The sequence below is a fragment of the Kitasatospora sp. NPDC041917 genome, from assembly GCF_055589745.1.
In genome coordinates, this window is the sequence record NZ_JBVJBI010000022.1 from 1 (window position 1) to 24639 (window position 24639).

Annotated in this window: 27 protein-coding genes; 14 read left to right on the top strand and 13 right to left on the bottom strand. The window is 73.5% G+C overall.

Features of this window, described 5'->3' with window-relative positions; all coding sequences use genetic code 11:
• Positions 1-143: 143 nt before the first annotated feature.
• Entirely contained in the window at positions 144-347 is a 204-nt protein-coding gene (locus ACZ6EM_RS24930) for a DUF397 domain-containing protein (RefSeq protein WP_465773266.1), read from the bottom strand.
• A gap of 7 nt (positions 348-354) precedes the next feature.
• Positions 355-1239 carry a helix-turn-helix domain-containing protein gene (locus ACZ6EM_RS24935; protein ID WP_401054045.1) on the bottom strand — a complete coding sequence of 295 codons (885 nt, stop codon included), beginning with the start codon at positions 1237-1239 and terminating at the stop codon, positions 355-357.
• A 183-nt stretch (positions 1240-1422) separates the two neighbouring features.
• Here ACZ6EM_RS24935 and ACZ6EM_RS24940 point away from each other — a divergent pair, with 183 nt between their 5' ends.
• The 6 genes from ACZ6EM_RS24940 to ACZ6EM_RS24965 all read left to right on the top strand — a co-directional run bounded on the left by ACZ6EM_RS24940 (position 1423) and on the right by ACZ6EM_RS24965 (position 4173).
• Complete coding sequence (locus tag ACZ6EM_RS24940) at positions 1423-1794, top strand: ATP-binding protein (protein WP_401054046.1); 372 nt, start codon at positions 1423-1425, stop codon at positions 1792-1794.
• Positions 1791-2036: a hypothetical protein gene (locus ACZ6EM_RS24945; RefSeq protein ID WP_401054048.1), complete on the top strand. Its 246-nt coding sequence runs from the start codon at positions 1791-1793 to the stop codon at positions 2034-2036. The genes ACZ6EM_RS24940 and ACZ6EM_RS24945 overlap by 4 nt, the downstream gene beginning before the upstream one ends.
• Before the next feature lie 45 nt (positions 2037-2081).
• On the top strand, positions 2082-2402 hold the full coding sequence (locus tag ACZ6EM_RS24950) for a hypothetical protein (protein WP_465773267.1): 321 nt from the start codon (positions 2082-2084) through the stop codon (positions 2400-2402).
• A gap of 49 nt (positions 2403-2451) precedes the next feature.
• Positions 2452-3381: a GNAT family N-acetyltransferase gene (locus ACZ6EM_RS24955; protein ID WP_401054051.1), complete on the top strand. Its 930-nt coding sequence runs from the start codon at positions 2452-2454 to the stop codon at positions 3379-3381.
• Positions 3382-3486: 105 nt separating this feature from the next.
• Complete coding sequence (locus ACZ6EM_RS24960) at positions 3487-3840, top strand: antibiotic biosynthesis monooxygenase family protein (RefSeq protein WP_401054053.1); 354 nt, start codon at positions 3487-3489, stop codon at positions 3838-3840.
• 75 nt (positions 3841-3915) lie between these two features.
• Positions 3916-4173, top strand: coding sequence for a hypothetical protein (locus ACZ6EM_RS24965; RefSeq protein WP_401045928.1), 258 nt, complete (start codon positions 3916-3918; stop codon positions 4171-4173).
• Positions 4174-4328: 155 nt separating this feature from the next.
• Here ACZ6EM_RS24965 and ACZ6EM_RS24970 read toward each other — a convergent pair whose 3' ends face one another.
• Positions 4329-5000 (bottom strand): DsbA family oxidoreductase, encoded by a 672-nt coding sequence (locus tag ACZ6EM_RS24970; RefSeq protein WP_401045926.1) that lies wholly within the window; start codon positions 4998-5000, stop codon positions 4329-4331.
• 119 nt (positions 5001-5119) lie between these two features.
• Positions 5120-6469, bottom strand: coding sequence for a tetratricopeptide repeat protein (locus ACZ6EM_RS24975; protein ID WP_465773268.1), 1350 nt, complete (start codon positions 6467-6469; stop codon positions 5120-5122).
• 116 nt (positions 6470-6585) lie between these two features.
• Here ACZ6EM_RS24975 and ACZ6EM_RS24980 point away from each other — a divergent pair, with 116 nt between their 5' ends.
• Positions 6586-7455 carry a hypothetical protein gene (locus ACZ6EM_RS24980; RefSeq protein ID WP_465773269.1) on the top strand — a complete coding sequence of 290 codons (870 nt, stop codon included), beginning with the start codon at positions 6586-6588 and terminating at the stop codon, positions 7453-7455.
• Here ACZ6EM_RS24980 and ACZ6EM_RS24985 read toward each other — a convergent pair.
• Positions 7425-7874 (bottom strand): MerR family transcriptional regulator, encoded by a 450-nt coding sequence (locus ACZ6EM_RS24985; RefSeq protein WP_465773270.1) that lies wholly within the window; start codon positions 7872-7874, stop codon positions 7425-7427. The two genes, ACZ6EM_RS24980 and ACZ6EM_RS24985, sit on opposite strands and share 31 nt — an antisense overlap.
• Before the next feature lie 74 nt (positions 7875-7948).
• Between ACZ6EM_RS24985 and ACZ6EM_RS24990 the strand changes: the two genes are divergently transcribed.
• On the top strand, positions 7949-8935 hold the full coding sequence (locus ACZ6EM_RS24990; protein WP_465773271.1) for an SDR family NAD(P)-dependent oxidoreductase: 987 nt from the start codon (positions 7949-7951) through the stop codon (positions 8933-8935).
• 256 nt (positions 8936-9191) lie between these two features.
• Here ACZ6EM_RS24990 and ACZ6EM_RS24995 read toward each other — a convergent pair whose 3' ends face one another.
• Positions 9192-9908, bottom strand: a complete 717-nt coding sequence (locus ACZ6EM_RS24995; RefSeq protein WP_465773272.1) for a chitinase — start codon at positions 9906-9908, stop codon at positions 9192-9194.
• 236 nt (positions 9909-10144) lie between these two features.
• Here ACZ6EM_RS24995 and ACZ6EM_RS25000 point away from each other — a divergent pair, with 236 nt between their 5' ends.
• Positions 10145-12118 carry a tetratricopeptide repeat protein gene (locus tag ACZ6EM_RS25000; protein WP_465773273.1) on the top strand — a complete coding sequence of 658 codons (1974 nt, stop codon included), beginning with the start codon at positions 10145-10147 and terminating at the stop codon, positions 12116-12118.
• A gap of 52 nt (positions 12119-12170) precedes the next feature.
• Here ACZ6EM_RS25000 and ACZ6EM_RS25005 read toward each other — a convergent pair whose 3' ends face one another.
• On the bottom strand, positions 12171-12437 hold the full coding sequence (locus ACZ6EM_RS25005; RefSeq protein ID WP_452179611.1) for a DUF6011 domain-containing protein: 267 nt from the start codon (positions 12435-12437) through the stop codon (positions 12171-12173).
• 60 nt (positions 12438-12497) lie between these two features.
• Here ACZ6EM_RS25005 and ACZ6EM_RS25010 point away from each other — a divergent pair, with 60 nt between their 5' ends.
• Positions 12498-13265 (top strand): TetR/AcrR family transcriptional regulator, encoded by a 768-nt coding sequence (locus ACZ6EM_RS25010; protein WP_401045907.1) that lies wholly within the window; start codon positions 12498-12500, stop codon positions 13263-13265.
• Here the strand turns inward: ACZ6EM_RS25010 and ACZ6EM_RS25015 are convergent.
• Positions 13249-13650: a winged helix-turn-helix transcriptional regulator gene (locus tag ACZ6EM_RS25015; protein ID WP_359899842.1), complete on the bottom strand. Its 402-nt coding sequence runs from the start codon at positions 13648-13650 to the stop codon at positions 13249-13251. The two genes, ACZ6EM_RS25010 and ACZ6EM_RS25015, sit on opposite strands and share 17 nt — an antisense overlap.
• A 101-nt stretch (positions 13651-13751) precedes the next feature.
• Here ACZ6EM_RS25015 and ACZ6EM_RS25020 point away from each other — a divergent pair, with 101 nt between their 5' ends.
• Entirely contained in the window at positions 13752-14600 is an 849-nt protein-coding gene (locus tag ACZ6EM_RS25020; RefSeq protein WP_401045905.1) for an SDR family oxidoreductase, read from the top strand.
• A 142-nt stretch (positions 14601-14742) separates the two neighbouring features.
• Positions 14743-15711, top strand: coding sequence for an EamA family transporter RarD (gene rarD, locus ACZ6EM_RS25025; protein ID WP_387692705.1), 969 nt, complete (start codon positions 14743-14745; stop codon positions 15709-15711).
• On the opposite strand, the gene ACZ6EM_RS25030 is transcribed toward rarD, so the two are convergent.
• From ACZ6EM_RS25030 to ACZ6EM_RS25040, 3 genes are read right to left on the bottom strand one after another with little or no spacing between them, the layout of a single operon-like run.
• Positions 15701-16594 (bottom strand): ABC transporter permease, encoded by an 894-nt coding sequence (locus tag ACZ6EM_RS25030; protein ID WP_465773274.1) that lies wholly within the window; start codon positions 16592-16594, stop codon positions 15701-15703. The two genes, rarD and ACZ6EM_RS25030, sit on opposite strands and share 11 nt — an antisense overlap.
• Complete coding sequence (locus tag ACZ6EM_RS25035; RefSeq protein WP_465773275.1) at positions 16581-17675, bottom strand: ABC transporter ATP-binding protein; 1095 nt, start codon at positions 17673-17675, stop codon at positions 16581-16583. Before ACZ6EM_RS25035 ends, ACZ6EM_RS25030 begins: the two co-directional genes overlap by 14 nt.
• A 3-nt stretch (positions 17676-17678) precedes the next feature.
• Positions 17679-18929: a LolA family protein gene (locus tag ACZ6EM_RS25040; RefSeq protein WP_452179608.1), complete on the bottom strand. Its 1251-nt coding sequence runs from the start codon at positions 18927-18929 to the stop codon at positions 17679-17681.
• Positions 18930-19112: 183 nt separating this feature from the next.
• Between ACZ6EM_RS25040 and ACZ6EM_RS25045 the strand changes: the two genes are divergently transcribed.
• Positions 19113-21701, top strand: coding sequence for a bifunctional FO biosynthesis protein CofGH (locus ACZ6EM_RS25045; protein WP_401051937.1), 2589 nt, complete (start codon positions 19113-19115; stop codon positions 21699-21701).
• Positions 21702-21862: 161 nt separating this feature from the next.
• The gene (locus tag ACZ6EM_RS25050; protein ID WP_401051935.1) at positions 21863-22978 is read left to right on the top strand and encodes an ADP-ribosylglycohydrolase family protein; all 1116 of its coding nucleotides are present in this window, start codon (positions 21863-21865) and stop codon (positions 22976-22978) included.
• Between the two features lie 107 nt (positions 22979-23085).
• On the opposite strand, the gene ACZ6EM_RS25055 is transcribed toward ACZ6EM_RS25050, so the two are convergent.
• Together ACZ6EM_RS25055 and ACZ6EM_RS25060 are read right to left on the bottom strand one after the other, a co-directional pair.
• Complete coding sequence (locus tag ACZ6EM_RS25055; RefSeq protein WP_359899826.1) at positions 23086-23301, bottom strand: DUF397 domain-containing protein; 216 nt, start codon at positions 23299-23301, stop codon at positions 23086-23088.
• Positions 23298-24161, bottom strand: a complete 864-nt coding sequence (locus ACZ6EM_RS25060) for a helix-turn-helix domain-containing protein (protein WP_359899824.1) — start codon at positions 24159-24161, stop codon at positions 23298-23300. Before ACZ6EM_RS25060 ends, ACZ6EM_RS25055 begins: the two co-directional genes overlap by 4 nt.
• Positions 24162-24639 lie beyond the last annotated feature (478 nt).

A 24639-nucleotide genomic window follows, 5' to 3' on the forward strand; every position in this document is an offset into this window, starting at 1 on the left:
TACTGCAGGGGGGACCCTGTGGGAGAGTAGGACGCCGCCGAACAATTCTTCAGAAGAACCCCCATCCGGGATCCGGATGGGGGTTCTTCGCGTTTGGGGACGGCCCTCTCGCTCGCTCGCCGTGGTGGCGAGCGAGCGAGGCTTCAGGCGAGGTGGTCGAACTCGCCGGCCTTGGCGCCCAGGAGGAAGGCGCGAAGCCCGACAGTTGTGGTCGCGATGATCGTCTCGGGGGCGTCAGATTCGCGGAGATGGCAGAGGCCGCCGGTACCAGCAGCCAGCTCAAGGCAGTTATTGCCTCCTTCGGCGTTGCTGTATGACGACTTCTGCCAGGAGGGGTGGGACATCATGCGCCTTTCACGACTGAAGCAGATAGAGAAGATGATGCAGGAGCCCCCAGGAGTCGCGGTTGGGGAGTCCACGCAACGCCGTCTCCCGGTCTGCAACCGGTAGGGCATGAGCACTGAGCTGCTGGAACATCTGGCTGTAGGCCGTCAGTTCAGTCTGATCAGCGATGTGCTCTGCCCGCTTCGGGCCGTCCAGGATGACGGTCGCGAGTTCAGGGCAGCCGGGGTCGCAGAGCATGAACGAGGCGGAGAACGGCGCTCGCTTCGGTGCAGCGAAGGGCATGACCTGGAGCTCGACGTTGGGAAGCTCCGCGATCTCCATCAGATGGATCAGTTGAGCGCGCATGACCTCATCTCCTGCGAACCGCATGCGCAGCGCTGCTTCATGGATGACGAAGCGGAACTGCCGCTGCCTCTCGTCGGTCAGGATCTGCTGTCGTTCCATGCGGAACTCGATCTGTAGTGCAGTGTCCCACCTGCCAGTGCCATCGGCGTAGACCGCTGCGGTGTAGGCAGGCAGCTGAAGGATGCCCGGGATGTGAAGTGTCTCGTAGTTGTCGAGTCGGATCGCCCGGTTTTCGGACTCCGCCAGGTCGAGTGCCAGGGCAGGGACTTGGCCCTTGAAGCTGGTCCACCAGCCCTTCCCATCGCTGGCTCCGAGGGCATGTAGCAGCTGCACGTAGGTCTCATCCGTGCACCCGTAGCCTTCGAGCAAGACCGAGAGCCGTTCCGGGTCGAGCGCCGTTCGTGCGGCCTCGATGTGGCTGAGCTGAGGGCCTGCCATGCCGATGAGGGCGCCGGCGTCCTTGACCGCCAAGCCCGCTGCCTCGCGCAACCTCCTCAGCTCAGCGCCGAACCGCCGCTGTCGCTCGCTGATTTGGGTCCTGAGTGCCAAGGGGGATTCCTTCCGTGTTGGGCCAGTCTCCACCCACACGAGTGAGCTTGGCCAAGCTGGGCGAGGTATCTCGGCGATCTGGTTGCACGCGTAACACCTATCGCCCTACTCTCAGTGTTGCACCGATCACGTGACGGAGTGTCCGCCTTTCTCGATTCCCCTCCTCCTCCCCTGGGGTCTCTCATGCGTGCTTGCAACCCTCCCGACTGGTCCAGCGCTCGTACCGAGCTCTCCGACCTCCTCACCTCCGCCGGGTGGCGACCCGCCGTCATCTCCGACGCCGAACTCGCCCTCCACGAACTCTTCTTCAACGCCTGGAGGCACGGGGACACCCTTGCTCCCCTGGTCGTGCTGGCCCTCGCCGGACACCGGCTGCGGGTCTCGGTCTCGGACAACAGCCCGGTCCTCCCCGAGCCCCGCCTCCCCGGCGACCTGCTCGCCCCCTCCGGCCGGGGCCTGTTCCTCGTCCAGGCCCTCGCCCACCGCTTCGGCGCCGAGCCCCGCAAGCAGGGCAAGGTCGTCTGGTTCGAGCTGATGAAGGAGGCTGCCGCGTGAAGCGCCGCTACCCCATGCAGCCCACCGACCCCCGCATCCGGGCCTACACCGACGACCAGGTCCGCAGCCTCCTCGGTGAACTCCAGGAGCGCGGTCGTGAGTTCGGCCTGATCTTCCCGTCCGCGACCACGGACCAGACCCTCGACGGCCGGGTCCTCGTCCGCTTCAACACCGCTCCCGCGTCCACCCTCTTCAACCTCCTCACCCTCCTCTTCGACGCCGGCCACCCCGAGCGCCGGTGACCACCGCGCTCAACATTGCAAAGCCCGATGAAGAGGAGCCCTGAGATGTCCGCCCCCGACCCGGCCGCCGATCCCGGCGTCGTCAACGCCCTCGCCGCGGCCAACTACGCGGTGGCCGCCGCCTTCAACAGTGTCTTCGGTGTCCCCGTCGCCCCGCCCGTCCCCGACGACTTCGACTGGCCCGCGCTCGAAGACTTCGTCCACCACCTGGGCTTCGCGGCCGACGACTCCGACACCGCCCTCAACCTCTACCGCCTGCTCTTCGCCGTCCAGCGCATCGCCTACCGCGAGGCCGCCGGCCGCAACTCGCCCTGGCAGGCCACCCGCCTGCATCCCCTCGCAGACGAACGCGCCCGCCTGCGGTAGGTGAGGGCATCGGCACGAACTGATCGGCGCGAACTGGCAGCATGTCCCCATGGACGCAGAGGACCCGGGCGAGTTCGTCGTGCGCCGCGGCAGGGAGTCGGACGCGGACGCGCTGGTCGGCATCGACACGGTCGCGGCCGCCGGCGACGAGGAGCGGGCGGCGAGCATCCGACGGTGGTGCCGGCAGGGTCCGGGCCCGGTCTTCGTGGCGGACGGCGGGTCCGGCCCGCTCGGTTACTGCGTGGTCGAGTACACCTTCTTCGATCAGGGCTTCGTGACGATGCTGATGGTTTCGCCGCCCGCCCGTGGCAGGGGCGTCGGCCGTCGGCTGCTGGATGCCGCGGCGGACTCCTGCGAAACCCCGAAGCTGTTCACCTCGACCAACGTCTCCAACCATCCGATGCGGCGGCTGCTGCACGGGGCCGGGTGGCAGCCGGTCGGTCTTGTCCACGGCCTCGACGAGGGCGATCCGGAACTGTTCCACCTGCACCGGCCGCGGGCCGGCACGCCGGGACCTCCCCCGCCGACCGGGCCCGAGTCCCGTCTCGACAGCGCCTGGGAGTGGTGGGACGCCGCCGTCGAGGACGCGCAGGAGGGCCACTGGGTCCGCACCCCGGTCGAGCGCCAGGTGATGGACGACCTCGCCGCCGCGACCGTAGGGCTCGGGTACCTGGATCCGTCCGTCGAACTGCCCCTGCGCAACCGGCTCTCCCGCATCGCCACCTGGGCGGGCGCGCTTCGGCTCGCCGCCCGGGCCGGGGGCTGGGAGCTGCACCCCGTCACCGGCGTGACCCCGCCCCGCCCTGCCGGGATGGCCGAACTGCTGTCCGCCGTCCACGCGGTGGGCGAGCAGGGGGAGATCTGGCTGCGACGGTTGGCCGCTGACGGGCCGCCACCTCGGCGTGTGCTGGCCGGATTCGAGGCCTTCCTGTTCGGTCCGGGCTCGGCCGAGGACCTCCGTCAGTTCTTCTACGACTGATGCGGCACCACCGGCCGGGACGGTTGGCAAAGAACTGGATCCCTTGTGGATCCCGTTCGGCAAAGACGCTGGTACGCCGGGCGCGTCCGGCCCTACGGTGACGCCGTGAGCAATGATGCGAATGCGCCCGTCGTGCCCGTCGAGGCCTATGAACCCCCCTACTACGCGGCGGTCTTCACCGCGGTGCCGACCCAGGACCGGACCGGCTACAGCGAGACCAGCGACCGCATGGAAGAGCTGGTGAAGGACATCCCGGGGTACCTGGGGATGGACCACGCGCAGACTCCCGGCGGGTTGTCCGTCACCGTCGGGTACTTCCGTGACGCCGAGGCCCTCACCGAGTGGCGGACCAACGCCGAGCACCGCGCGGCGCAGCGGCGCGGGCAGGCCGAGTGGTACGAGCGCTACACGCTGCACGTGGCGAAGGTGGAGCGGAGCCACGGCTTCGTGCGGGGGTAGGTCCTGCGCCGCCCGGTCGCAGCCGCCCGGTCGCGGCCGCCGGGGCCGGGCCGGCAGGGCACGTAACCTGGGGGTGTGACGACTCCCTGGCCCGCCGAGGCGACGTTCTCCCGCGGGGAGCGGGTGGCGCTGACCACCCCGGACCCGCCGCGCCCCGAACTCGGCCACCTCGGCGGCGAGATCCTCGGCACCCGGGGCGTGGTCCTCGCATGCGTCGTCGAGGCCGATGACCGCGACGGTGGCCACGTCGGGCCCGTGTACCAGGTCGAGACGGAGGACGGCAGCCCTTGGCGGCTGCGGCCGGAGTTCCTGGAGTCCCTCGACCGCCGGTGACGCTCCCTCGGGTCGGTCCCCGTCCCGTCGGGGGCGTGGGGAGTCAGGGGCGCGGGTGATCGCTCGGACCGTCCGGCGCCCGCCAGGGCTCCGGGCGAGGGGCGGGCCGTCAGGAGCGGGAAGTCGGCCGGGCCGACTTCCCACTCCGCCACCGCTCAGTCCTTGGGCGCGAGCGCGGTCAGCGGCGGGGCGGCCCGGCTCTCCCAGGCCTGATCCAGCGCCCGGGTGAACGTCTCCGCGGGCTGAGCGCCCGAGACGCCCAGCCGCCGGTCCAGGACGAAGAACGGCACGCCCGTCGCGCCCATGGCGCTCGCCGTGGCCTCGTCCTCGCGCACCGCCTCCGCGTACGCCTCCGGGTCGGCCAGGACGGCCGCGGCCGCCTCGCCGTCCAGCCCCGCCCCGACCGCCAGCTCGACCAGCCGGCCCGCGTCGAAGGCCGACTGCTCCTCGGCGAAGTTCGCCCGGTACAGCGCGTCCAGCAGCTGACCCTGCCGGCCCTGCTCGTCGGCGAAGTGCAGCAGCCGGTGCATGTCGAAGGAGTTCGCGGCGTCCCGCCCCTCGCGCAGGTAGGGCAGGCCCTCGGCGTGCGCGTTCTCGGCGATCCGGGCCTCCGCCGCCTCGGCCTGCTCCAGGCTCATCCCGTACTTGGCGGCGAGCAGCGGCAGCACCGGGTGGGCCTCCTGCGGTGCGCGCGGATCCAGCTCGAAGGAGCGGTGGACGACCTCCACCTCCTCGCGGTGCGGGAACGCCGCCAGTGCCTGCTCGAACCGGGCCTTGCCGATGTAGCACCACGGGCAGTTGATGTCGCTCCAGATCTCCACGCGCACGGCGCACTCCCTCCAGCCTTGCGCGGACCTCCCGCGCCAACGCCTGACGGAACGCCTTCGGGCACCTGAATATTTCACTCACTAAAACATCGGGGCGAGCCAGTCGGCGGCCTCCCGCCTCAGCGCCGCTCCCACGCCTCGCGCTGGGCGGACACCGTGGGGATGGCGGCGACGGCCTCGGCGTAGCGGCCGTGCCTGCTCAGGATCTCGGCAACCGCTCGGTAGGCCCCGTACTCGGTGGACGACCGGAGCAGGTCGAGGGCCTCGTCCGTCCGGCCGTCCAGATCCAGCAGCCAGGCCACCGTGGTGTCCCACTGGCCGGGCTCCCGCTCGCTCAGGGCCCGCGCCTGCGCGATGCCCTCGGCGTAGCGCCCGGCCTTCCCGAGCAGGCGCAACCGGGTGTGGCTCAGCACATCGGAATGCGCGTCGATGTACGCGGTGCCGAGGCCGTCCAGGAGTTCCAGCGCCCGTTCCGGGCGGCTCGCCCCGATCAGCAGTTCGATCACCTCATGGAGGAGGTTCCCCTCGTCGTGCTCGTACGTGGGCCGTCCGACGTCGACGGCCTCGTCGAGGCGTCCCCGGCGGGCCAGGAAGGCCATGAGGCGCCGACGGGCGTGCCGGCCGTCCGCTTCGAGGGCCTCGTGCAGGACGGCTTCGGCCTCCCGGACCCGCCCCTGCTCCTCCAGCACCGCCGCGCACTGGGTCCGGGCGAGCTGCGCGTGCTCGCCGGTGGCCAGCTCGCGCAGCTGCTCGATCCGGCCCTGGCCGGCGAGGAGTTCCGCGTACAGCCAGGCCACCTGCGGGATGACGGGCACGACCGGGCCCAGCATCCGGATCGCCTCGTCCGCCCGACCCATGCGTTCCAGGACCCGGGTGTACAGCACCAGCACCTCCGACGGCTGGTGTCGGCACCCGCGCCGGCCCCCGGCCGCCGAGCAGCGGCAGTCCGCCGTGCCGCCCCGGGCCTGCTCGTCGCAGGGGGCGAGCAGCTCCAGGACGCGGGCGTCCCGGTTCCCCCCGTCGGTCAGATCGACCAGGGACTCCAGGATCCAGGGCTCGCCGAGGTGGGGGGTGAGCACGTCGATGGCCTCGTCCACCCGTCCGGCCAGCACCAGCGCTTCGGCGAACCACCGGCACTCGAACGCCGACTCCAGGCCGGCCGCCGCGTCCGGGCGTACCAGCGCCAGCCCCTCCTCGATCCGGCCCTGCCGGATCGTGATCTCCGCGGACTTCCGCACGGCGAACGGCCAGCCGACCGCGACGAACGGCTCCAGGACCGTCAGGGCCCGCTCGAACTCCCCCACCGCGCACAGCTCACGGACCGCCACCTCGGCGCAGAACCACTCACCGCGGTCCACGGCGGTCTTTATCAGGAGCTCCAACTGCCCGTGTCCGGCGAAGTGTTCCGCCATGCGAACGTCGATGCCGCCGTCGAACTGCCGCTGCCACGCGAGATCGTCGAGATTCACCAGGGCAGGCTATGCGATGACGTCGGGTTCCGGCAGTGGATCGCCCCGGATCCTCGGCCGGGGCGCAACCGGCACCCCGTTCAGGCGGTGTCGGCCTGCCCTGACATCATCGGCGGATGTCCGAAACCTTCGTTGACCTGGGATTCGTCACGGCGCCCTCCGGGGTGGTGGTGCTGGCCATGGCCAGCTGGATCGACGAGTGGCCGAGGGTGGGCGAGCCGCTGTCGGTGCGGGCCGCGGCGGCGGCGCGGGCGGGTGGCGGGCACCTCCAGGAGTGGGAGTACGAGGCGGTCGCCGTCCCGGCCGCCGCCGACCGGCCGCTGGCGGTGCGGGCCACCACCGCGCCGTCGGTGTTCGACGAGGAGCCGACGATCGCGACCCTGGAGGTCGAGCTCGGCCTGCCCTGGCCCGCGGGCGCGGACCCGGCGGTGCCGGTGCTGCTCGGGGACCTGCCGGTCGACCGGGGCGGCATGGCGGTCGGCGACGCCGTGGGGCTGGACGCGTGGACGGGGCTGGAGCACGAACCGGCCGACGGACTCGCCGACCTCTCCTACTGGGGCCGGTACGGGAAGGACGCGCACGAGCGGTTCGGCGGCGAGCAGCTCCCCCCGCACGGCGGCGACGAGGGGCCGTACGGGTGGCTCGACCTCCCGGTCGCGGAGGCGGTCGCGCTGGAGGCCGAGATCAGCACCTGGCAGGGCGGCCTGCGCGGCAGGGGAGTGGCCACCATGGTGGAGAAGCACGTCGACTACCTCCGCTTCCGGCGGGCCGGCCTGCACCACCCGCTGCACGTGGGCGCGATCGAGGTCGGCGGCTGCCAGGTGCTCGGGATCGACTGGGACCCGGGCGACCATGCCGTCCGGCACCACGGTGGGCGGGACTGCGGCCAGGTCTTCCCGGTCACCCTCGAAGCCGACGGCGCCGGCGGCACGGTCCTGCGCTGGACCGTCCCGCCCTACGACCTCGACGAGAGCGAGGACGACTGACCGGGATCCGACGGCGAGCCCGCCGTCGGGTCCCAGAGCCCGGCGGCCTCGCCGCGCGCCAGGTGGTCGGCGTAGACGGCGGTCTTCCAGGCGATCAGCGAGCGGCACTCCTCCAGCTCCCGGATCCGCTCGTCGACCCGTTGCCGGTGGGCGTCCAGTAGCCGCAGCCGTTCGGCCTCGTTGCCCGGGCCCTGCCGCACCAGGTCGGCGAAGCGGCGGAGGTCGGCGAGCGGCATGCCGGACTCGCGCAGCCTGATGCAGATCTCCAGCCACTGCACGTCGAGCACGGCGTACCGCCGGCGTCCGCCCGCCGTGCGCCGCACCGGGCCGACCAACAGGCCCTCGCGCTCGTAGAAGCGCAGGGCGTGCACGCTGAGCCCGGTGCGCTCGGCCACTTCGCCGATGCTGAGTTCCGTCATGGCGTCAGAGCATAGGAGCGGCGAGGCCCGCGGGGCTTGATCTAGACCGCGCTCCACTTCCTACCGTCGTCGCCATGACCACCACCAACAAGGCCGTCGTCGACCAGCAGCCGACCGGCTCGCCCTTCTCCGCCGCCAGCACCGCCGAGGACGTCCTGGCGGGCCTCGACCTCTCCGGCCGCACCACCGTCGTGACCGGCGGCTACTCCGGCCTCGGCCTGGAGACCACCCGGGCGCTGACCGCCGCCGGGGCCACCGTGATCGTCCCGGCCCGCCGCCCGGACGTCGCCCGTGCCGCCCTCGCCGGAACCGGCGGCCGGGTCGTCCCCATGGACCTCGCCGACCCCGTGAGCGTCCGTGCCGCCGCCGGGCTGATCCGCGAGGCCACGGACCGCCTCGACCTGCTGCTGGCCGTCGCCGGCGTCATGGCCACCCCCGAGCGGCGCGTGGGGCCGGGCTGGGAGGGGCAGTTCGCCACCAACCACCTGGGGCACTTCCTCCTCGTCTGCGAGCTGTACCCGCTGCTGGCCGCCGCCCCGGACGGCGCGCGCGTCGTCGTCAACAGCTCCGCCGGGCACGCCCTGACCGACATCCGCCGGCACGACCCGCACTTCCGCACCGGCTACGACAAGTGGCTGGCGTACGGCCAGTCCAAGACCGCCAGCGCCCTGTTCGCCGTGCACCTCGACGCGCTCGGCAGGGGCGACGGCGTCCGGGCGTTCGCGCTCCACCCCGGGAAGATCATCACCGGGCTCCAGCGGGAGATGACCCGGCGGGAGCAGGTCGAGCGCGGCTGGGTGGACGACCGGGGAAACGTGATCGGCGCGGACTTCAAGTCCCCTTCCCAGGGCGCGGCCACCGGCCTGTGGGCGGCCACCTCCCCACTGCTCGACGGCCGCGGCGGGCTCTACCTGGAGGACTGCGAGGTGGCCCGCGTCAGCGGCCCGGACACCCCGATGGACGACGGCGGCGTCCGCCCGTACGCCCTCGACCCGGACGGGGCGGCCCGCCTCTGGGAACTCTCGCTGGCCGCGACCGGCGCCACCCCGGTGCCGCGCTGACAGGGCCGCGACCGGCGCGTCCGGCGGTGCGGCCGCCGGCCGTCGCCCGCCCGCGTCCGGCGGGGGCGGCAGCGACAAGGAGCGGGAAGTCGGCCCGGCCGACTTCCCGCTCCGCGACGGCCCGGAGGCGTCAGGCGGTCAGCTCGGGGCTCCACGTGACGCCCACGTTCCCGCCCCAGTTGACGATGAGCCGGGTCTGGTGGACGTGGCCCGGGGTGGGGTTGGGACACCGCGCACCGAGTGGCCGAAGCGCCCGTCAGCAGGAGATGTTGCCGCCGCCGGCGTCGGTGCCCAGCACGCCGACGAACTGCTTGTAGAGGTTGATCCGATCGTTGCGCTGGTCCGGGTTCTTGCCGTCGCACTCCAGCGCGCCGTTGATGGTGCGGATGGTCTCGCCGAAGCCCTTGTTGTTGACGACGGCGTCGTGCGCGGTCATCCGCCCGGCGCCGCTCTGGGTGTTCCAGAACCAGAGGGCGGTCTTCCAGGACGTCGCCGGGTTCTTCTCGACCTGGTACGGGTCGTGCAGCAGGTCGATGTGCAGGGCGTCGCCAGCCGCCTTGTAGTTGAAGTTCCAGCTCAGCTGGAGCGGCCCGCGCCCGTAGTACGCGGACTGCCCGGCCGGACAGCCGTACGACTGCGAACTGTCGCAGTAGTGCGGGTAGTTGGCGGTGTTCTGTTCGACGACGTACCGCAGGCCGCCGGTCTCGTGGCTGACGTTGGCCAGGAAGGCGGCCGCTTCGCGCTTGCGGGTGGCGGTGTCGCCGGTGGTGGTGAACCTGGGGAAGGCGCCCAGGGCGTCGGTGAGGCCCTGGTAGCTGTAGAAGGAGTTCCGGTTCGGGAACATCTTGTTGAACTGGGCCTCGCTGACCACGAAGGACCCGGCGGCGGAGGCCGGGGCGGTCTGGCCGGCGACGGCGAGGGTGCTCAGCACGGCGGCGGAGGCCGCCAGGGACAGGGTGCGCGAGAGCTTCATCGATCTCCTCGATTCCGGTGGCGGGATTGGCATTTCGCGTGCGAAGAGCCTTCGCCATCCTCATGGTCGGAAAACGTCAAATATGGCCATCAGAGGTCTAAACCACTCGTACGGGTCGTATCCGGTCCGGTCGCTGGACGCCGCCCGTCGGCGGGGGCCCACCGGGCTGTCGGTCGCACCGGATAGCCTCCTTCCGAGCGGGACGGCACCACCGGGGGAACGGGGAGCAGGGGCGAATGAGCGGGCACACCGACGACACGGGCGACGAGCGCCTGGCCGCCGAGGGCGAGGTCGCCCTCGCCCGGCTGGCGATCGACTCCGGCGACCTGGCCCACGCCGCCGACCACCTCGGCGACGCGATCCTCGCCGACCCCCAGCTGCCCGAACTGCACGAGGCACTGGCCGAGTTGTGCGCGGCGGCGGGCGGACCGGCCGCGGCCCGCGCGCTGTTCCCGCTGGACGGCCAGGTGTATCTCGGCACGGTGGCCTGCCGGGCCCACGTGGAGGCCGCCGCCGGGGACTGGGACACCGCCGTCGGCCTGCTCGCCTCCGCCGTCCAGCACGAGCCGGCCCGCCCCTGGGCGCACGCCGCCTGGCTCGCCCGCGAGGACCTGCCCGGCCTGGTCGACCCGGACGCCGTCGCCCAGGCGGTGGCCCGCGCCACCGGCGCGCTGCCCGACCCGCTCCCGGCCGAACCGGCCGAAGCCGTACGGCCGTTCCACGACTTCGTGCGGGCCGTCCTGGCCCGGCACGAGGACCACGTGCCGCTGCTGGCGATGGCCTCCGGCCTGACCCGCCGGCTCGGCGACACCGACCGCGCCGTCGAACTCGCCGATCGGGCCCACCGGTTGGCCCCCGGCTACCTGACCGCCGTGATGCTCGGCAACGCCCTGCGCTCGGCCGGCCGGCCGGAACGGGCGCTCGCCGTCTGGGAGGCCGAGCTGGCCCGGGTCGCGCCGGACCGCGACGACTCCAGCAGCTACCTCGCCGTCGACGTCGCCGAGCTGTACGGCGCCCTCGGGCGCCCCGCCGAAGGCCTGCCCTGGCTCGACCGGGTGCTCGCCGCCGCGCCCGACCACCCCAAGGCGGGCCCGGCCCGGTACGGGCTGCGCCACGCCCTCGACGGCGACCCGGCCCACCTGCTCGGCCTGGCCGACCACCACCGCTCCCACCCCGAGCACGAGTACGCCCAGGAACTGCTGGAACGGCTGAGCCACCGGGAGCCCTGGCTCGGCCTGGTCTCCGGCGCCACCGAGGCCACCGTCAACGTGCTGCACCAGGTGCTCGCCGCCCCCGACACCGGCCGCGACACCGAGATCGACTGCACGACCTCCACCGTGGAGCCGCCCAGCTCGGTGCTGGCCGTCCGGCTCGCGCTGCCGCGCTCCACCGTCGGCTACCGGGCCGTCGGCGAGCCCGACCCCCGGCTGCCGCTCACCGAACCCACCACCCGGATCTGGGCCTGGGACGGCACCGACCCGCGCCCGGCCGTTGCCCCGCCCGCGCCGCGCAGCGCCGAACTCGTCCGCGCCACCGCCGAGATCTTCTGGCCGACCGTCCCCGCCGCCTACGACCACGCCGTCCGGCTGGCCGGACTGCCGCTGGACGACCTGCTCGGCGTCCTGGTCCACCCGCCCGTGCCGCGCCAGGACGAACTCGGCCGCGCCCTGCTCGCCCACCAGCCCGAACTCTGGGTGCGGGCCGTCCAGGTCTTCGCCTGCCTCGGCATCGCCCACCACCGAACCGACCAGCCCTGGGCCGGCTCCGAGCGCCGCCGGGTGCTGCGCGACCTGCTGCTCGGGCCGGAGGACTGGGTGGTCGAGGCGGCCGGCTTCGCGCTGGTCGCGATCGGCTGGACCCAGCCGCAGACCCGGGCCGACGTCGCCGCCCTGCTCCAGCAGCGGCTGCACCACGGCGCCCGGGCCCGCCGCACCCGGGCGGTGACGATCCTCCGCTCGCTGTCCGCGCTGGTGCTCGCCGCGCCCTGGACGTCCGACGAGGACCGCGCGCTCGCCCGGCACCTGATGGAGCAGGAGGACGCCGCCGACGCGGGGGCGGAGGCCGCACCGGAGGCGGCGGACCAGGCCGAGGCGGCGGAGCACCCGGGGACCGGGGAGCACCCGGAGGCGGCGGAGCGGTCGGAGGCCGAGCGGGCCGCCGGGGAGGAGCCCCGCCCCGGCCGCCTGCGCCGCCTCTTCGGCCGGGGCTGAGGCGCCAGGTCTGAGGCCAGGTCTGAGGCGAGGTCTGAGGCCGGGGCCGGCCCTAACCCATCCCCGGCAGCGGTTCCTGGTCGACGTCGAACCGCGCGACCCGCTCCGCCGGGTCCCGGCACTCCGGTCCCAGCCGCAGCATCCGCGACTCGGGGTCGTGCAGCGGCCGGTGGCAGCGGCGGCAGGTCACCCGCGGGCGGAGGGTCTGCGCGGTGTCCGTCCCGGGAAGCGGCTCGGGGCCGGACGCGCCGGACGCGCGGGTCGGACCGGTCGCGCCGGGCAGGCCGGTCGAGCCGGGAGGGTTGGTCGGGCTGGTCATGCTGAGACGGTAGCCGCCCACGCCGTCAAGGCCCCTGCCGGTGCGTGAAACGATGGCCCCATGGCGAGCGACCGCAGCAGCGCAGGAGACCCGGCACGCACCCTCGCCCTGCTCTGGGGGCTCACCGCCGAGGAGAAGCCCGGCCGGCGCGGGCCCCGACAGGCGCGCTCGACCGGTGAGATCGCCACCACCGCGATCGCCCTCGCCGACGCCGAAGGAGCGGACGCCGTCACCATGCGCCGGGTCGCGCAGGAGCTGGGGCTCTCCCCGATGGCGCTCTACACCTACGTGCCCGGCAAGGCCGAGCTGCTCGACCTGATGCTGGACACCGTCTACGCCACGATGCCCCGCAGCACCCCCGCCGACGAGGGCTGGCGCTCCCGGGTCACCGCCGTCGCGGACGACAACCGGGCGCTGCACCGCGCCCACCCGTGGGTCGCCGCCGTCTCCACCAGCCGTCCGCCGCTGGGGCCCGGCCTGATGGCCAAGTACGAGTACGAGCTGCGTGCCTTCGAGGGCACCGGGCTCTCCGACGTCGACCTGGACGCCGCGCTGACCCACCTGCTCGGCTTCGTCCAGACCTGCGCCCGGATGGCCGCCGACGAGCGCGCCGCCCGGCAGGACAGCGCGATGACCGACGCGCAGTGGTGGGCGGCCAACGCCGGGCTGCTCGCCCGGGTCTTCGACCCCGAGCGCTATCCGGTCGCCGCCCGGGTGGGTGCCGCGGCCGGTGCGGCGCACGGCGGCGCGTACAGCCCGGACCACGCCTACGCCTTCGGTCTGGCCCGGGTCCTGGACGGGCTCGACGCCCTCATCGCGGGGCGGTAGCCCGCCCGTCGTACTCCTGGCGGGCCGTCTCGACCTCCGGTACCCGCCGCTCCGACCAGTGCGCCAGTGCCGCGACCAGCTCCGCCGCCTCCCGCCCCAGCGGGGTGAGGCTGTAGTCGACCCGGGGCGGGATCACCGGGTGCGCCTCGCGCAGCACGAAGCCGTCCCGCTCCAGCGTCTGGAGGGTCTGGGCGAGCATCTTCTCGCTGACCCCGGTGACCTTGCGGCGCAGTTCGCTGAACCGGTAGCCGCGCTCGTTCAGCGCGCCCAGCACCAGCACGCCCCAGCGGCTGGTGACGTGCTCCAGCACGCCCCGGGACGGGCACATCCGGTCGAAGACGTCGGCGGGGGGCAGCCCGCCGGCCTTCAGCTCGCTTACCTTCATGTCAGTACCCTACTTTGAAGTGCGTACTTTCGAAAGGTTAGTGCCACCCCTAGGGTGAGTTTCGAGGCCAGAACCCCGCAGCAACCCCTGAGGAGCACACCATGTACGTCGTCACCGGTGCCACCGGCCAGCTCGGCCGTCTCGTCGTCGAGGGCCTGCTGGCGGAGGTCCCCGCGAGCGAGGTGGCTGTCGCCGTCCGCTCCGCCGAGAAGGCCGCCGACCTGGCCGCCCGCGGCGTGACCGTCCGGGTGGTCGACTACGACAAGCCGGAGACCCTGGCAGGCGCCTTCGCCGAGGGCGACCGGGTGCTGCTGATCTCGGGCAGCGAGGTCGGCCGCCGGATCCCGCAGCACCGGGCCGTGGTGGAGGCCGCCAAGGCCGCCGGCGTCGCGCTGCTCGCCTACACCAGCATCCCGGGGGCGGCCACCTTCCGGCTGGCCGACGAGCACAAGGCGACCGAGGAGCTGATCCTCGCCTCCGGCCTGCCGCACGCCTTCCTGCGCAACGGCTGGTACACCGAGAACTACCTGGGCGACGCGGCCGGCACGGTGGCGCGCGGCGTGGTGCTCGGCAGTGCCGGGCAGGGCCGGGTCGCCACCGCCCCGCGCGCGGACTACGCGGCCGCGGCGGTCGCCGTCCTGGTCGGCGAGGGGCACCGGGGCGAGGTGTACGAGCTGAGCGGCGACGCCGCCTGGAGCCTGCCCGAGCTGGCCGCCGAGCTGGCGAAGGCCTCCGGCCGGCCGGTCGGGCACCGGGACGTCACCCCGGCCGAGCACCTGGACGCGCTGGTCGGCGCGGGCCTGCCGCAGGGCTTCGCCGAGGCCCTGGTGGACGTGGACGCGGGCATCGCGCGCGGCGAGCTGGCCGGCACTCCGGGCGACCTGGCCCGGCTGATCGGCCGTCCGACCGTCCCGCTGGCCGAGTCCGTCCGCGCGGCCCTGAACTCCTGAGGCGCGGCGGCCCGGGCCCGGAGCGGCGGCGCCGTCCGGCCCGCAAGCAATGTCATGACCAAAATCCGGAAACGGAGATGACAGCCTGCCCTCCCGCCCGCTACCGTCGCCTCGACACACGCGCGCGGGAAGGCACTCGGCCATGGCGGGAACAGACCAGCAGGACTACGGCCGGGGCCTCTGGTCCGGCGTCGCCGCCTACGGCATCTGGGGGCTCTTCCCGCTGTTCTGGCCGCTGCTGGAACCGGGTGCCGCCGACGACATCCTGGCCAACCGGATGGTCTGGTCCCTGGTCGCGGTCGTCCTGCTGCTGATCGCCCAGCGGCACTGGGGCTGGATACGCCCGCTGCTGCGCCAGCCCCGCCGGCTCGCCATGCTGGCCGGCGCGGCCGCCGTGATCTCGGTCAACTGGGGCGTCTACATCTGGGCCGTCAACGCCGGGCACGTGGTCGAGACCAGCCTCGGCTACTTCATCAACCCCCTGGTCACCATCGGCTTCGGCGTCCTGGTGCTCAAGGAGCGGCTGCGCACCGCGCAGTGGACGGCGGTGGGCATCGGCGCCGCCGCCGTCGCGGTGCTGGCCGTCGCGTACGGGCAACTGCCCTGGATCGCGCTCACCCTGGCGCTCTCCTTCGCGACCTACGGCCTGCTGAAGAAGCAGGTCGGGCTGAGCGGGCTGGAGAGCCTGGCCGCCGAGAGCGCCTTCATGTTCCCGTTCGCCCTCGGCTACCTGGTCTACCTGGAGGTCAGCGGGCGCGGCACCTTCGGGCACACGGTGGCCGGCTCGTACGGCTGGGGGCACTCCGGGCTGCTGATGCTCAGCGGGGTGATCACCGCGATCCCGCTGCTGCTCTTCGGCGCGGCCGCCGTCCGGGTGCCGCTGACCGTGCTCGGGCTGCTGCAGTACCTGGCGCCGGTGTTCCAGTTCCTGATCGGCGTCGCGGTGTTCCACGAGTCCATGCCGCCCGCCCGCTGGGCCGGCTTCGGCCTGGTCTGGGCCGCGCTCGCGCTGCTGACCTGGGACGCGCTGCGCCAGGTGCGGGCCGACCGCGCGGTGCGGGCCGCGGCACGGCCGCAGCCCGCACCCGCCGAGGCGGCCGTCACACGCTGATGTCCCGGCTGGTGAAGCGGGACCAGGCCGCCGAGCCGAACACGGCGACGTAGGCGGCCTGGAGGCCGAGGTCCTTCAGCACGCCGTCCCAGTACATCGGCGCCCGCAGCAGGTCCGCGAAGCTCAGCCAGTAGTGGGAGAACAGGAACGGGCTGACGGCGTGCAGCTGCGGGAAGACGTCCAGGATCTGGACGGTGACCACCAGCCCGACGGTGGCGGCCATCGCCGCGATGCCGCTGCCGGTGAGGGTGGAGACGAACAGCCCGATCGCCACCAGCCCGGCCAGCGAGGCCGCGACCACCAGGGCCACCAGCAGCGCGCGCAGCAGCGCGTCGCCGAGGCCGATGGTGTCCCCGGAGAGCAGCGTGACCCGGCCGAGCGGGAAGAGCGCGGCGCCCGCGGCCAGCGCCGTCACCGCGACCGTCGCCGTGGCGGCCGCGCAGAACACCAGCCCGGCGGTGAACTTGGCGGCCAGCAGCCTGGTCCGCCCCGCCGGGGCGACCAGCAGGTAGCGCAGCGTCCCGGCGGCCGCCTCGCCCGCCACCGAGTCCCCGGCGACCACGCCGACCGTCATCGGCAGGAAGACCGGCAGCGCCACCGCGAGCGCGGTGAAGACCAGGAAGAGCCCGTTCTGCGTGGTCTGCGCGATGAAGCTCGGACCGCCGCCGCCCTCGTGCGGACTGTCCGTGTTGAGCTTGACCACCACCCCGATCAGGACCGGCAGTGCCGCCAGGATGCCCAGCAGCACCTTGGTGCGCATCCGGCGGAAGGTCAGGTGCAGCTCGCTGCGGAACAGCGCCAGGAACCCGGCCGCGGTCTGCGGCCGGCGGCCGGTGCCGATCGGCGGCGCCCCGGCCCGCGACAGCGCCTCAGCCCGCGACATCGAAGCCCTCCCCGGTCAGCGCCACGAAGGCGTCCTCCAACGTGCCCCGCTCCAGCCCGAAGCCGTGCACCCGCACCCCGGCCTCGACCAGCGCCGCGCACAGCCTGGGCAGCGCCTCCTCGCCCAGGACGCCCGGCTCGCCGTCCACCCGGTCCTCGCCCGGCACCAGGGCGGTGACCCGGTGGGCCGCCAGCACCTCCGCGGCCCGCGCCACGTCCGGGGTCCGGACCACCAGCCGGCCCTGCGCCCGGGCGGCCAGCTCGGCGACGGTGCCCTGCACCACCAGCCGGCCCCGGGACATCACCGCGGCGTGGGTGCAGACCTGCTCGATCTCGTCCAGCAGGTGCGAGGAGAGGAACACCGTGGTGCCCTCCGCCGCGACCTCCCGGACCAGCGTCCGGATCTCCCGCATGCCCTGCGGGTCCAGCCCGTTGGTCGGCTCGTCCAGCACCAGCAGTTCGCGCGGCTGCAGCAGCGCGGAGGCCAGGCCCAGGCGCTGCTTCATGCCCAGCGAGTACGCGCGGGCCTTCTTGCCCGCCGCGGCGCCCAGGCCGACCCGCTCCAGCGCCGCCTCGACCCGCTGCCGGCGGGTGCGCGGGTCGGCGGTCGGGTCGGCGGCGTCGAAGCGCACCAGATTGTCCCGGCCGGAGAGGAAGCCGTACAGGGCCGGGCCCTCGATCAGCGCGCCCACCCGGGGCAGCACGGTGGCGACGGACTGCGGCATCGGCTCGCCGAGGACGCTGGCCGCGCCCGAGGTGGGGGCGATCAGGCCCATCAGCATCCGGATGGTGGTGGTCTTGCCGGAGCCGTTGGGGCCCAGGAAGCCGAAGACGGAGCCGCGCGGCACGGCCAGGTCCAGGCCGTCCACGGCGAGCTGGCCGCCGCGGAAGCGCTTGGTCAGGCCGCGGGTCCGGATGACGTCGTCGGCGGCCTCACGCGAGGCCGGAGCGGCCGGGGAGGCGGGGGAGACGGGGGAGGAGGCGGGGGAAGCGGATCGGACGGGCGCGGGGGCCGGACGCGGCACCGCGCCCGTACCCCCGGCCGACTCCGTAACGTCCCCCGTTACGGGAGCCTTGGTCATCCGTCAGTTCACCCCGGCGGCGTGCTGGAGGACCGGCAGGGTCACCGCGCCGGCCAGGACCCGGCCGTCGTCGGTGAGCAGGACGTTGAGCACCTTGGTGCTCACCAGGGTGCCGCCGGCGACCGGCTTGCCGAGCGACTTCACCATCGCCTGCGGGTTCAGCGACTGCGCCGCCCCGTTCCCGCGGCCGCCGTGCTTGCCGCCCTTGGCGTCGCCCTTCGGCGCCCCGTCCACCGCGTCGGGCAGCCGAGTGGAGACGACCGTCGTCCAGCCCTCGCCGATCACGTCGACGCCCTCGGGCGCCCCGGTGCCCCGGTGCTCCCGGGCGTCGCCCGGCGCGCCCTTGGCCACGTCCCCGGCCTTCTGCTCCGTCACCTTGGCGCCCTTGGGGGCGGAGAAGTCGAAGGTCTTGTCGGCCGGCTTGGCGAAGGACACCTGGGTGAAGCGGACGTTCAGCACGGTGCTGCCGTCGACGGACTTCACCGCCACCGCCAGCGGCACCCCGTTGTCGGCGGCCACCGCGATCCGGACCTCGGCCAGCGTCGAGCCGGACTGGGTGGGCTTCACGCTCAACTCGTAGGCGTTCTGCCCGGCCACCTTGGCCGTCCCGGCGACGGTCACCGAGGTGGTGCCGGCGCTCCCGGTCAGGAACTGCCTGGCGGCCTCCTGCGGGGTGGTCGGCAGCTCGGACAGCGGCGCCTTGCCGTGCTGCTCGGCGGCGGCCGCCCGCCCGGTCATGTGCACCGCGGAGTTGGACGAGCTGTCCCAGGCCCAGGCCTGGTCGCCGTTGCGGACCAGGGTGTAGCCGGCCATGTTCTCCAGCACGTCCACCCGCTGGCGGTCCGGGCCGTCCACCGCGACCCGCAGCGTCTGGTCCCCGCCGAGCAGGCCGAGCAGCTTGGACTGCGGGTCCGCGGCGGAGCCCCGGCCGTCACCGCCGTGCCCGCCGACCGCCCCGCCGAGGCCGCCGGCCGCGCCGAGCAGCTGGCCGGGCACCCCGAGGTCGGTGCTGATCGACACCGTCCCGGACAGCGTCTGGGCCTCCGACCCGAGCACCTTGGCGACCAGCTGCTCCGACGTCAGCGTCGGCAGGTCGGGCGCGCCGTCGGCGGCCAGCGCCGGGACCAGCCCCACCCCTGCGGCGATCACCGCGACCACCGCCACCGGCACCCCGGCGCGCATCAGGACGCGTCGCCGGGAGCGGTACGGCGCACCGCCGTCCAGATCGTCCCCCGCCGCCTTCTCGTTGGTCATGGCGTCCTCAACTCCTCCGCGAACACGTGTGATTGGCCTTGCCCGTCCATTAGAGGCCGCCGCGGCGCCGCCGTCATCGCCCTGTGGGGCCAGATCGGGTTGACCTTCTTGGGTACGCCGACCCTGAGACGGCCTCAGGGTTGTCTCCACCCGCGGTACCACCGCCTGGCGTAGGGTCGCGCCATGGACGGAACCGCCATGGACGCCAGCACCCCGCCGACCGAGAACGCGATGCGCCGAGCCCTGCGCCGCGCCCGGGACGGCGTCGCCCTCGACACGACCGAGGCCGCCGTGCTGCTCCAGGCCAGAGGCGACGACCTGCTGGACCTCTGTACGAGTGCCGCCAGGGTCCGGGACGCGGGCCTCGAAGCCGCCGGCCGTCCCGGCGTCATCACCTACTCCAAGAGCGTCTTCATCCCGCTCACCCGGCTCTGCCGCGACAAGTGCCACTACTGCACCTTCGTCACCGTCCCCGGCCGGCTGCGCCGGGAGGGCCACGGGATGTACATGTCCCCGGACGAGGTGCTGGACGTGGCCCGCCGGGGCGCCGAACTCGGCTGCAAGGAAGCCCTGATCACGCTCGGCGACAAGCCCGAGGACCGCTGGCCGGAGGCCCGCGAGTGGCTGGACGCGCACGGCTACGACGACACCATCGCCTATGTGCGCGCCATGTCGATCCGCATCCTGGAGGAGACCGGCCTGCTGCCGCACCTCAACCCCGGGGTGCTGAGCTGGACGGACTTCCAGCGGCTCAAGCCCGTCTCCGCCTCCATGGGCATGATGCTGGAGACCACCGCCACCCGGCTGTGGAGCGAGCCCGGCGGCCCGCACCACGGTTCCCCGGACAAGGAGCCGGCCGTCCGGCTGCGGGTGCTGGAGGACGCCGGGCGCAGCTCCGTCCCGTTCACCAGCGGCCTGCTGATCGGCATCGGCGAGACGTACCAGGAGCGCGCCGAGTCGCTGTTCGCGCTGCGCAAGGTCTCCCGCGCCTACCACGGCGTCCAGGAACTGATCCTGCAGAACTTCCGGGCCAAGCCGGACACCGCGATGCGCGGCATGCCGGACGCCGAACTGGACGAATTGGTGGCCACGGTGGCGGTGGCCCGGCACCTGATGGGCCCGGCCGCCTGCCTCCAGGCCCCGCCCAACCTGGTGGACGGCGAGTACGAGCGGCTGATCGCGGCCGGCATCGACGACTGGGGCGGGGTCTCCCCGCTCACCCCGGACCACGTCAACCCCGAGCGCCCCTGGCCGCAGATCGAGCGGCTGGCCGAGCGCTCGGCGGCGGCCGGCTTCGAACTGCGCGAACGCCTCGCCGTCTACCCCGAGTACGTGCGCCGCGGCGAACCCTGGCTGGACCCGCGGGTGCTGCCGCACGTCCGCGCCCTGGCCGACCCGGCCACCGGCCTGGCCGACCCGGACGCGGTGGTCCGCGGCCTGCCCTGGCAGGAGCCCGAGGACCTGCCGGTGTCGTACGGCCGCACCGACCTGCACGCCACCATCGACACCGAGGGCCGCACCGGCGACCGCCGGGCCGACTTCGAGGACGTGTACGGCGACTGGGAGGTGCTGCGCGAGCAGGTGCTCGCGAAGGGCGCGCCCGAGCGCCTCGCCGGAGACCTGCGGGAGGCCCTCGCGGTGGCCGCCGACGACCCGACCGGACTGACCGACGACCAGGCGCTGGCCCTGTTCCACGCGGACGGTCCGGCCCTGGACGCGCTCTGCCGGATCGCCGACGACGTCCGCCGCGACACGGTCGGGGAGGACGTCACCTACTGCGTCACCCGGAACATCAACTTCACCAACGTCTGCTACACCGGCTGCCGCTTCTGCGCCTTCGCCCAGCGCCGCACCGACGCGGACGCCTACACCCTCTCGCTGGAGCAGGTCGCCGACCGGGCCGCGCAGGCCTGGGAGGTGGGCGCCACCGAGGTCTGCATGCAGGGCGGCATCCACCCGGACCTGCCCGGCACCGCCTACTTCGACATCGCCCGCGCGGTGAAGGAGCGGGTGCCCGGCATCCACGTGCACGCCTTCTCGCCCATGGAGGTCGTCAACGGCGCGACCCGCACCGGGCTGTCGATCCGGGACTGGCTGCAGCGGGCCAAGGAGTCGGGCCTGGACAGCATCCCCGGCACCGCCGCCGAGATCCTGGACGACGAGGTCCGCTGGGTGCTCACCAAGGGCAAGCTGCCGGCGGCCACCTGGGTCGAGGTGGTCACCACCGCGCACGAACTGGGCCTGCGCTCCTCGTCCACGATGATGTACGGGCACGTGGACACCCCGAAGCACTGGCTCGGCCACCTGCGGCTGCTCGCCGGGATCCAGCAACGGACGGGCGGCTTCACCGAGTTCGTGACCCTGCCGTTCATCCACACCAACGCGCCCGTCTACCTGGCCGGCATCGCCCGGCCCGGCCCGAGCGCCCGGGACAACCGCGCGGTGGTCGCGATGGCCCGGCTGCTGCTGCACCCGCACATCCCCAACATCCAGACCAGCTGGGTCAAGCTGGGCGCCGAGGGCGCGGCCGAGATGCTCCGCTCGGGCGCCAACGACCTCGGCGGCACGCTGATGGAGGAGACCATCTCGCGGATGGCCGGCTCGGCGTACGGCAGCTACAAGTCGGTGCGCGACCTCCAGGCGATCGCCGAGGCCGCGGGCCGCCCGCACCGCCAGCGCACCACCACCTACGGCGAGGTGCCGGCCGAGCGGCGGGCCGCGGCGCTGGCCTCGGACGGGCACCTGCCGGAGCTGCTGCCGGTGCTGGACTGAGACCCGTGCCGTCCCGGCCGCCGCCCGCACGGCGGCCGGGACGGGGGCACCGAACTCCCGGGGAGGGGCCGATTCGATCGGCTCTTCGAATACAGTGCCAGGGCGCGCTCCCGGCCGAGCGACGCGCGGACCCCACACCCGAGGAAAGGCGCCCCGTCGTGATGCCACTGTGGTCACGCGCCCAGCAGCAGGACTACCGCAGCCGGGTGCGGGGCTGTCTGCTCGGCGGTGCCGTCGGGGACGCGCTCGGCGCCGGCGTCGAGTTCGAGTCGCTGGAGAAGATCCGGGCCCAGCACGGCCCGCAGGGCGTCACCGGCTACGTCCCCGCGTACGGGCGCACCGGCGCCGTCACCGACGACACCCAGCTCAGCCTCTTCACCGTCGACGGGCTGATCCGCGCCCACATCCGGCGCGACACCGGCAGCTGGCACCCGCCCACCGACCTCCACCTGGCCTACCTGCGCTGGGCCGCCACCCAGCGCGACTGGGGCCCCGACGAGCGCCGCCCCGACCTCGGCTGGCTCGGCCGCGAGGAGTGGCTCTACGCCCAGCGCGCCCCCGGACAGGGCTGCCTGTCGGGCCTCAGCGGGGCCCACGCCGAGCGGCTCGGCACCCTGGAGGTCCCCAAGAACCCGCACTCCAAGGCCTGCGGCACGGTGGTGCGGGCGGCGCCCTTCGGGCTGCTCACCACCTGGGAGCCGGGCCTGGTGTTCCAACTCGCGGTGGAGTGCTCGGTGCTCACCCACGGCCACCCCACCGGATACCTCGCGGCGGGCGCGTTCGCGGTGATCGTCCAGTCCGTCGCCCGCGGCGGCACCCTGGAGGAGGGCGTCCACCTGGCGCTCGCCCTGCTCTCCGAGCGGCCGGCGCACGAGGAGACCACCGCCGCGCTGCGGGCCGCCCTGGACGCGGTGCGGGCCGGCGAGCCGTCCGCCGACCGGGTCGAGGCGCTGGGGGAGGGCTGGGTGGCCGAGGAGGCGCTGGCGATCGGCGTCTACTGCGCCCTGGTCGCCCACGACGTGCGCTCGGGCCTGCTGCTCGCGGTCAACCACTCCGGGGACAGCGACTCCACCGGCGCGATCTGCGGCAACCTGCTCGGGGCGCTGCACGGAGACACCGCGCTGCCGCCGGGCCTGCTGGCCGGGCTGGAAGGGCGCGGGGCGATCCTCGAACTCGCCGACGACTTCGTGCTGGAGCTGGTGCACGGCACCGAACTGCACGACCGGCGGACCCCGGATGGCGCCAACTGGGCCACCCGCTACCCGGTGACGGGCTGAGCGACCCGGGACCCCGGAACGGGAGTTGCCCGTAGCGCGGGCCGCCGCCGGGGGGCGACGGCCGCCGCTACGGGCAACTGGTCCGAGTGCGGAACCGGGCGGGAGGGTCAGTCCGGGAGGCCGCCGAAGGCGCCGTCCCCCACCGCCGAGGCGAAGGCGTTCCAGGCATCGGCCGAGAAGCGCAGCTGGGGCCCCCGGGGGTCCTTGGAGTCCCGGACGGCCACCTCCCCCGCGCCTGGGACGGCGATCTCCACGCAGGCGCCTTGGCCCCCGCTGTGACTGCTCTTGCGCCAACGGGTTCCGTACTCGGACGGGGTGATCATTCGTGGAATTCCTTCTCGATGTCGGCTATCAGCGACCGGCTCTCCGCGACACCGAGTGCGGCCGCTCTCAGGTAGTCGTACAGACCGGTATAGCGGCGCACGTCCGCCTCCTTCTCCAGGTAGAGATCGCTCGTCACACCTTCGAAGTAGACAACTGTGGAATCGGCTGACTCCGGGAACTCCAGCAGCGAGAATGTCCCGGTCATGCCGGGATGGGCGCCGTGCGAGAACGGGATCACCTGGATCGTGATGTTCGCGCGCTGGCTGAGCTCCAGCATCTGCTGCAGCTGCTGGGCCATCACGGCCTTGCTGCCGACCTCGCGGCGCAGCACCGCCTCGTCTATGACGGTCCACAGGCTGCCCAGCTGGTTCTCGCCGTGGATGCGCTCCTGGCGCTTCATCCGGACCTGCACCCGGCGCTGCACGGCGACCGCGTCGGTGTCCGGCTGGGTGCCCTCGACCACGGCCTGGGCGTAGTGCTCGGTCTGCAGCAGGCCGGGGACGAAGGAGGACTCGTACGCGCGGATCGAGGAGGCCTCGGCCTCCAGTCCGATGTAGACGCTGTACGGGGTCGGCATGTCGTTGAAGTCGTGCCACCATCCGCGCTGGCGCGACTCCTTGGCCATCTCCATCAGGCTGGCGCGCAGCTGGTCGTCGGGCACGTTGTAGACGTCGCAGAGGTCGCGCACATCGCGCTGGCTGATGCTGCGGCGGCCGTTCTCCAGCCGGCTGATCTTCGACTGGGAGACCATCAGCCGGCCGGCGACCTCCTCGGCCGTCATGCCCAGGCCCTCGCGGAGCTTGCGCAGCTCCGAACCGAGGCGCCGGCGGCGCACGGTGGGATTGACGTTGGCGGACACTTCGACCTCCGGCCGGACCTCTGGTGCTCGTTGGAGCGGCAGCCCTCGGAACACTTCGGACATTGGGACCAACCCCCCTGACTTGGAGCAGCATGTCACCTTGGGCCAGGTCGGCGCCGGGGAATCACAGCAGCGCGGTAGCACAGATCATCGGAAAAGCACTTCCGCGAGACAGCGAAAGCCCCCAGGTGGTAATGCGGCTCGGACGACTCGGACAGGTACTGCGGAGGCCGCCCCCGGACCGGCCCGCACCTGCCCCGGCACGTGCGGGGGCGGGCGGTTGCCGGGCGTCCGGGGACGGCGAAGGGGCGGTCGCCGGGCGACTCGCGTCGCGGGGCGACCGCCCCTCGGTGCTGTTGGTGGTGCCGGTGGCACCGGTGGTGCGTCGGGGCGCTCAGCGCCGTCGGGTGGTGCGAGGGGGACGGCGTGCGCCGCCGGGTGCGCGGCCGGTGGTGTCGGGCGCCGTGATGGCTGCCCG

Bases quoted from the DNA above. Each gene is read 5' to 3' on its own strand.
- ACZ6EM_RS24930 (WP_465773266.1), bottom strand. From the start codon at position 347: ATGATGTCCCACCCCTCCTGGCAGAAGTCGTCATACAGCAACGCCGAA.
- ACZ6EM_RS24940 (WP_401054046.1), top strand. From the start codon at position 1,423: ATGCGTGCTTGCAACCCTCCCGACTGGTCCAGCGCTCGTACCGAGCTC.
- ACZ6EM_RS24950 (WP_465773267.1), top strand. From the start codon at position 2,082: ATGTCCGCCCCCGACCCGGCCGCCGATCCCGGCGTCGTCAACGCCCTC.
- ACZ6EM_RS24955 (WP_401054051.1), top strand. From the start codon at position 2,452: ATGGACGCAGAGGACCCGGGCGAGTTCGTCGTGCGCCGCGGCAGGGAG.
- ACZ6EM_RS24980 (WP_465773269.1), top strand. From the start codon at position 6,586: ATGTCCGAAACCTTCGTTGACCTGGGATTCGTCACGGCGCCCTCCGGG.
- ACZ6EM_RS24985 (WP_465773270.1), bottom strand. From the start codon at position 7,874: ATGACGGAACTCAGCATCGGCGAAGTGGCCGAGCGCACCGGGCTCAGC.
- ACZ6EM_RS24990 (WP_465773271.1), top strand. From the start codon at position 7,949: ATGACCACCACCAACAAGGCCGTCGTCGACCAGCAGCCGACCGGCTCG.
- ACZ6EM_RS24995 (WP_465773272.1), bottom strand. From the start codon at position 9,908: ATGAAGCTCTCGCGCACCCTGTCCCTGGCGGCCTCCGCCGCCGTGCTG.
- ACZ6EM_RS25000 (WP_465773273.1), top strand. From the start codon at position 10,145: ATGAGCGGGCACACCGACGACACGGGCGACGAGCGCCTGGCCGCCGAG.
- ACZ6EM_RS25005 (WP_452179611.1), bottom strand. From the start codon at position 12,437: ATGACCAGCCCGACCAACCCTCCCGGCTCGACCGGCCTGCCCGGCGCG.
- ACZ6EM_RS25010 (WP_401045907.1), top strand. From the start codon at position 12,498: ATGGCGAGCGACCGCAGCAGCGCAGGAGACCCGGCACGCACCCTCGCC.
- ACZ6EM_RS25015 (WP_359899842.1), bottom strand. From the start codon at position 13,650: ATGAAGGTAAGCGAGCTGAAGGCCGGCGGGCTGCCCCCCGCCGACGTC.
- ACZ6EM_RS25020 (WP_401045905.1), top strand. From the start codon at position 13,752: ATGTACGTCGTCACCGGTGCCACCGGCCAGCTCGGCCGTCTCGTCGTC.
- rarD (WP_387692705.1), top strand. From the start codon at position 14,743: ATGGCGGGAACAGACCAGCAGGACTACGGCCGGGGCCTCTGGTCCGGC.
- ACZ6EM_RS25030 (WP_465773274.1), bottom strand. From the start codon at position 16,594: ATGTCGCGGGCTGAGGCGCTGTCGCGGGCCGGGGCGCCGCCGATCGGC.
- ACZ6EM_RS25035 (WP_465773275.1), bottom strand. From the start codon at position 17,675: ATGACCAAGGCTCCCGTAACGGGGGACGTTACGGAGTCGGCCGGGGGT.
- ACZ6EM_RS25040 (WP_452179608.1), bottom strand. From the start codon at position 18,929: ATGACCAACGAGAAGGCGGCGGGGGACGATCTGGACGGCGGTGCGCCG.
- ACZ6EM_RS25045 (WP_401051937.1), top strand. From the start codon at position 19,113: ATGGACGGAACCGCCATGGACGCCAGCACCCCGCCGACCGAGAACGCG.
- ACZ6EM_RS25050 (WP_401051935.1), top strand. From the start codon at position 21,863: ATGCCACTGTGGTCACGCGCCCAGCAGCAGGACTACCGCAGCCGGGTG.
- ACZ6EM_RS25055 (WP_359899826.1), bottom strand. From the start codon at position 23,301: ATGATCACCCCGTCCGAGTACGGAACCCGTTGGCGCAAGAGCAGTCAC.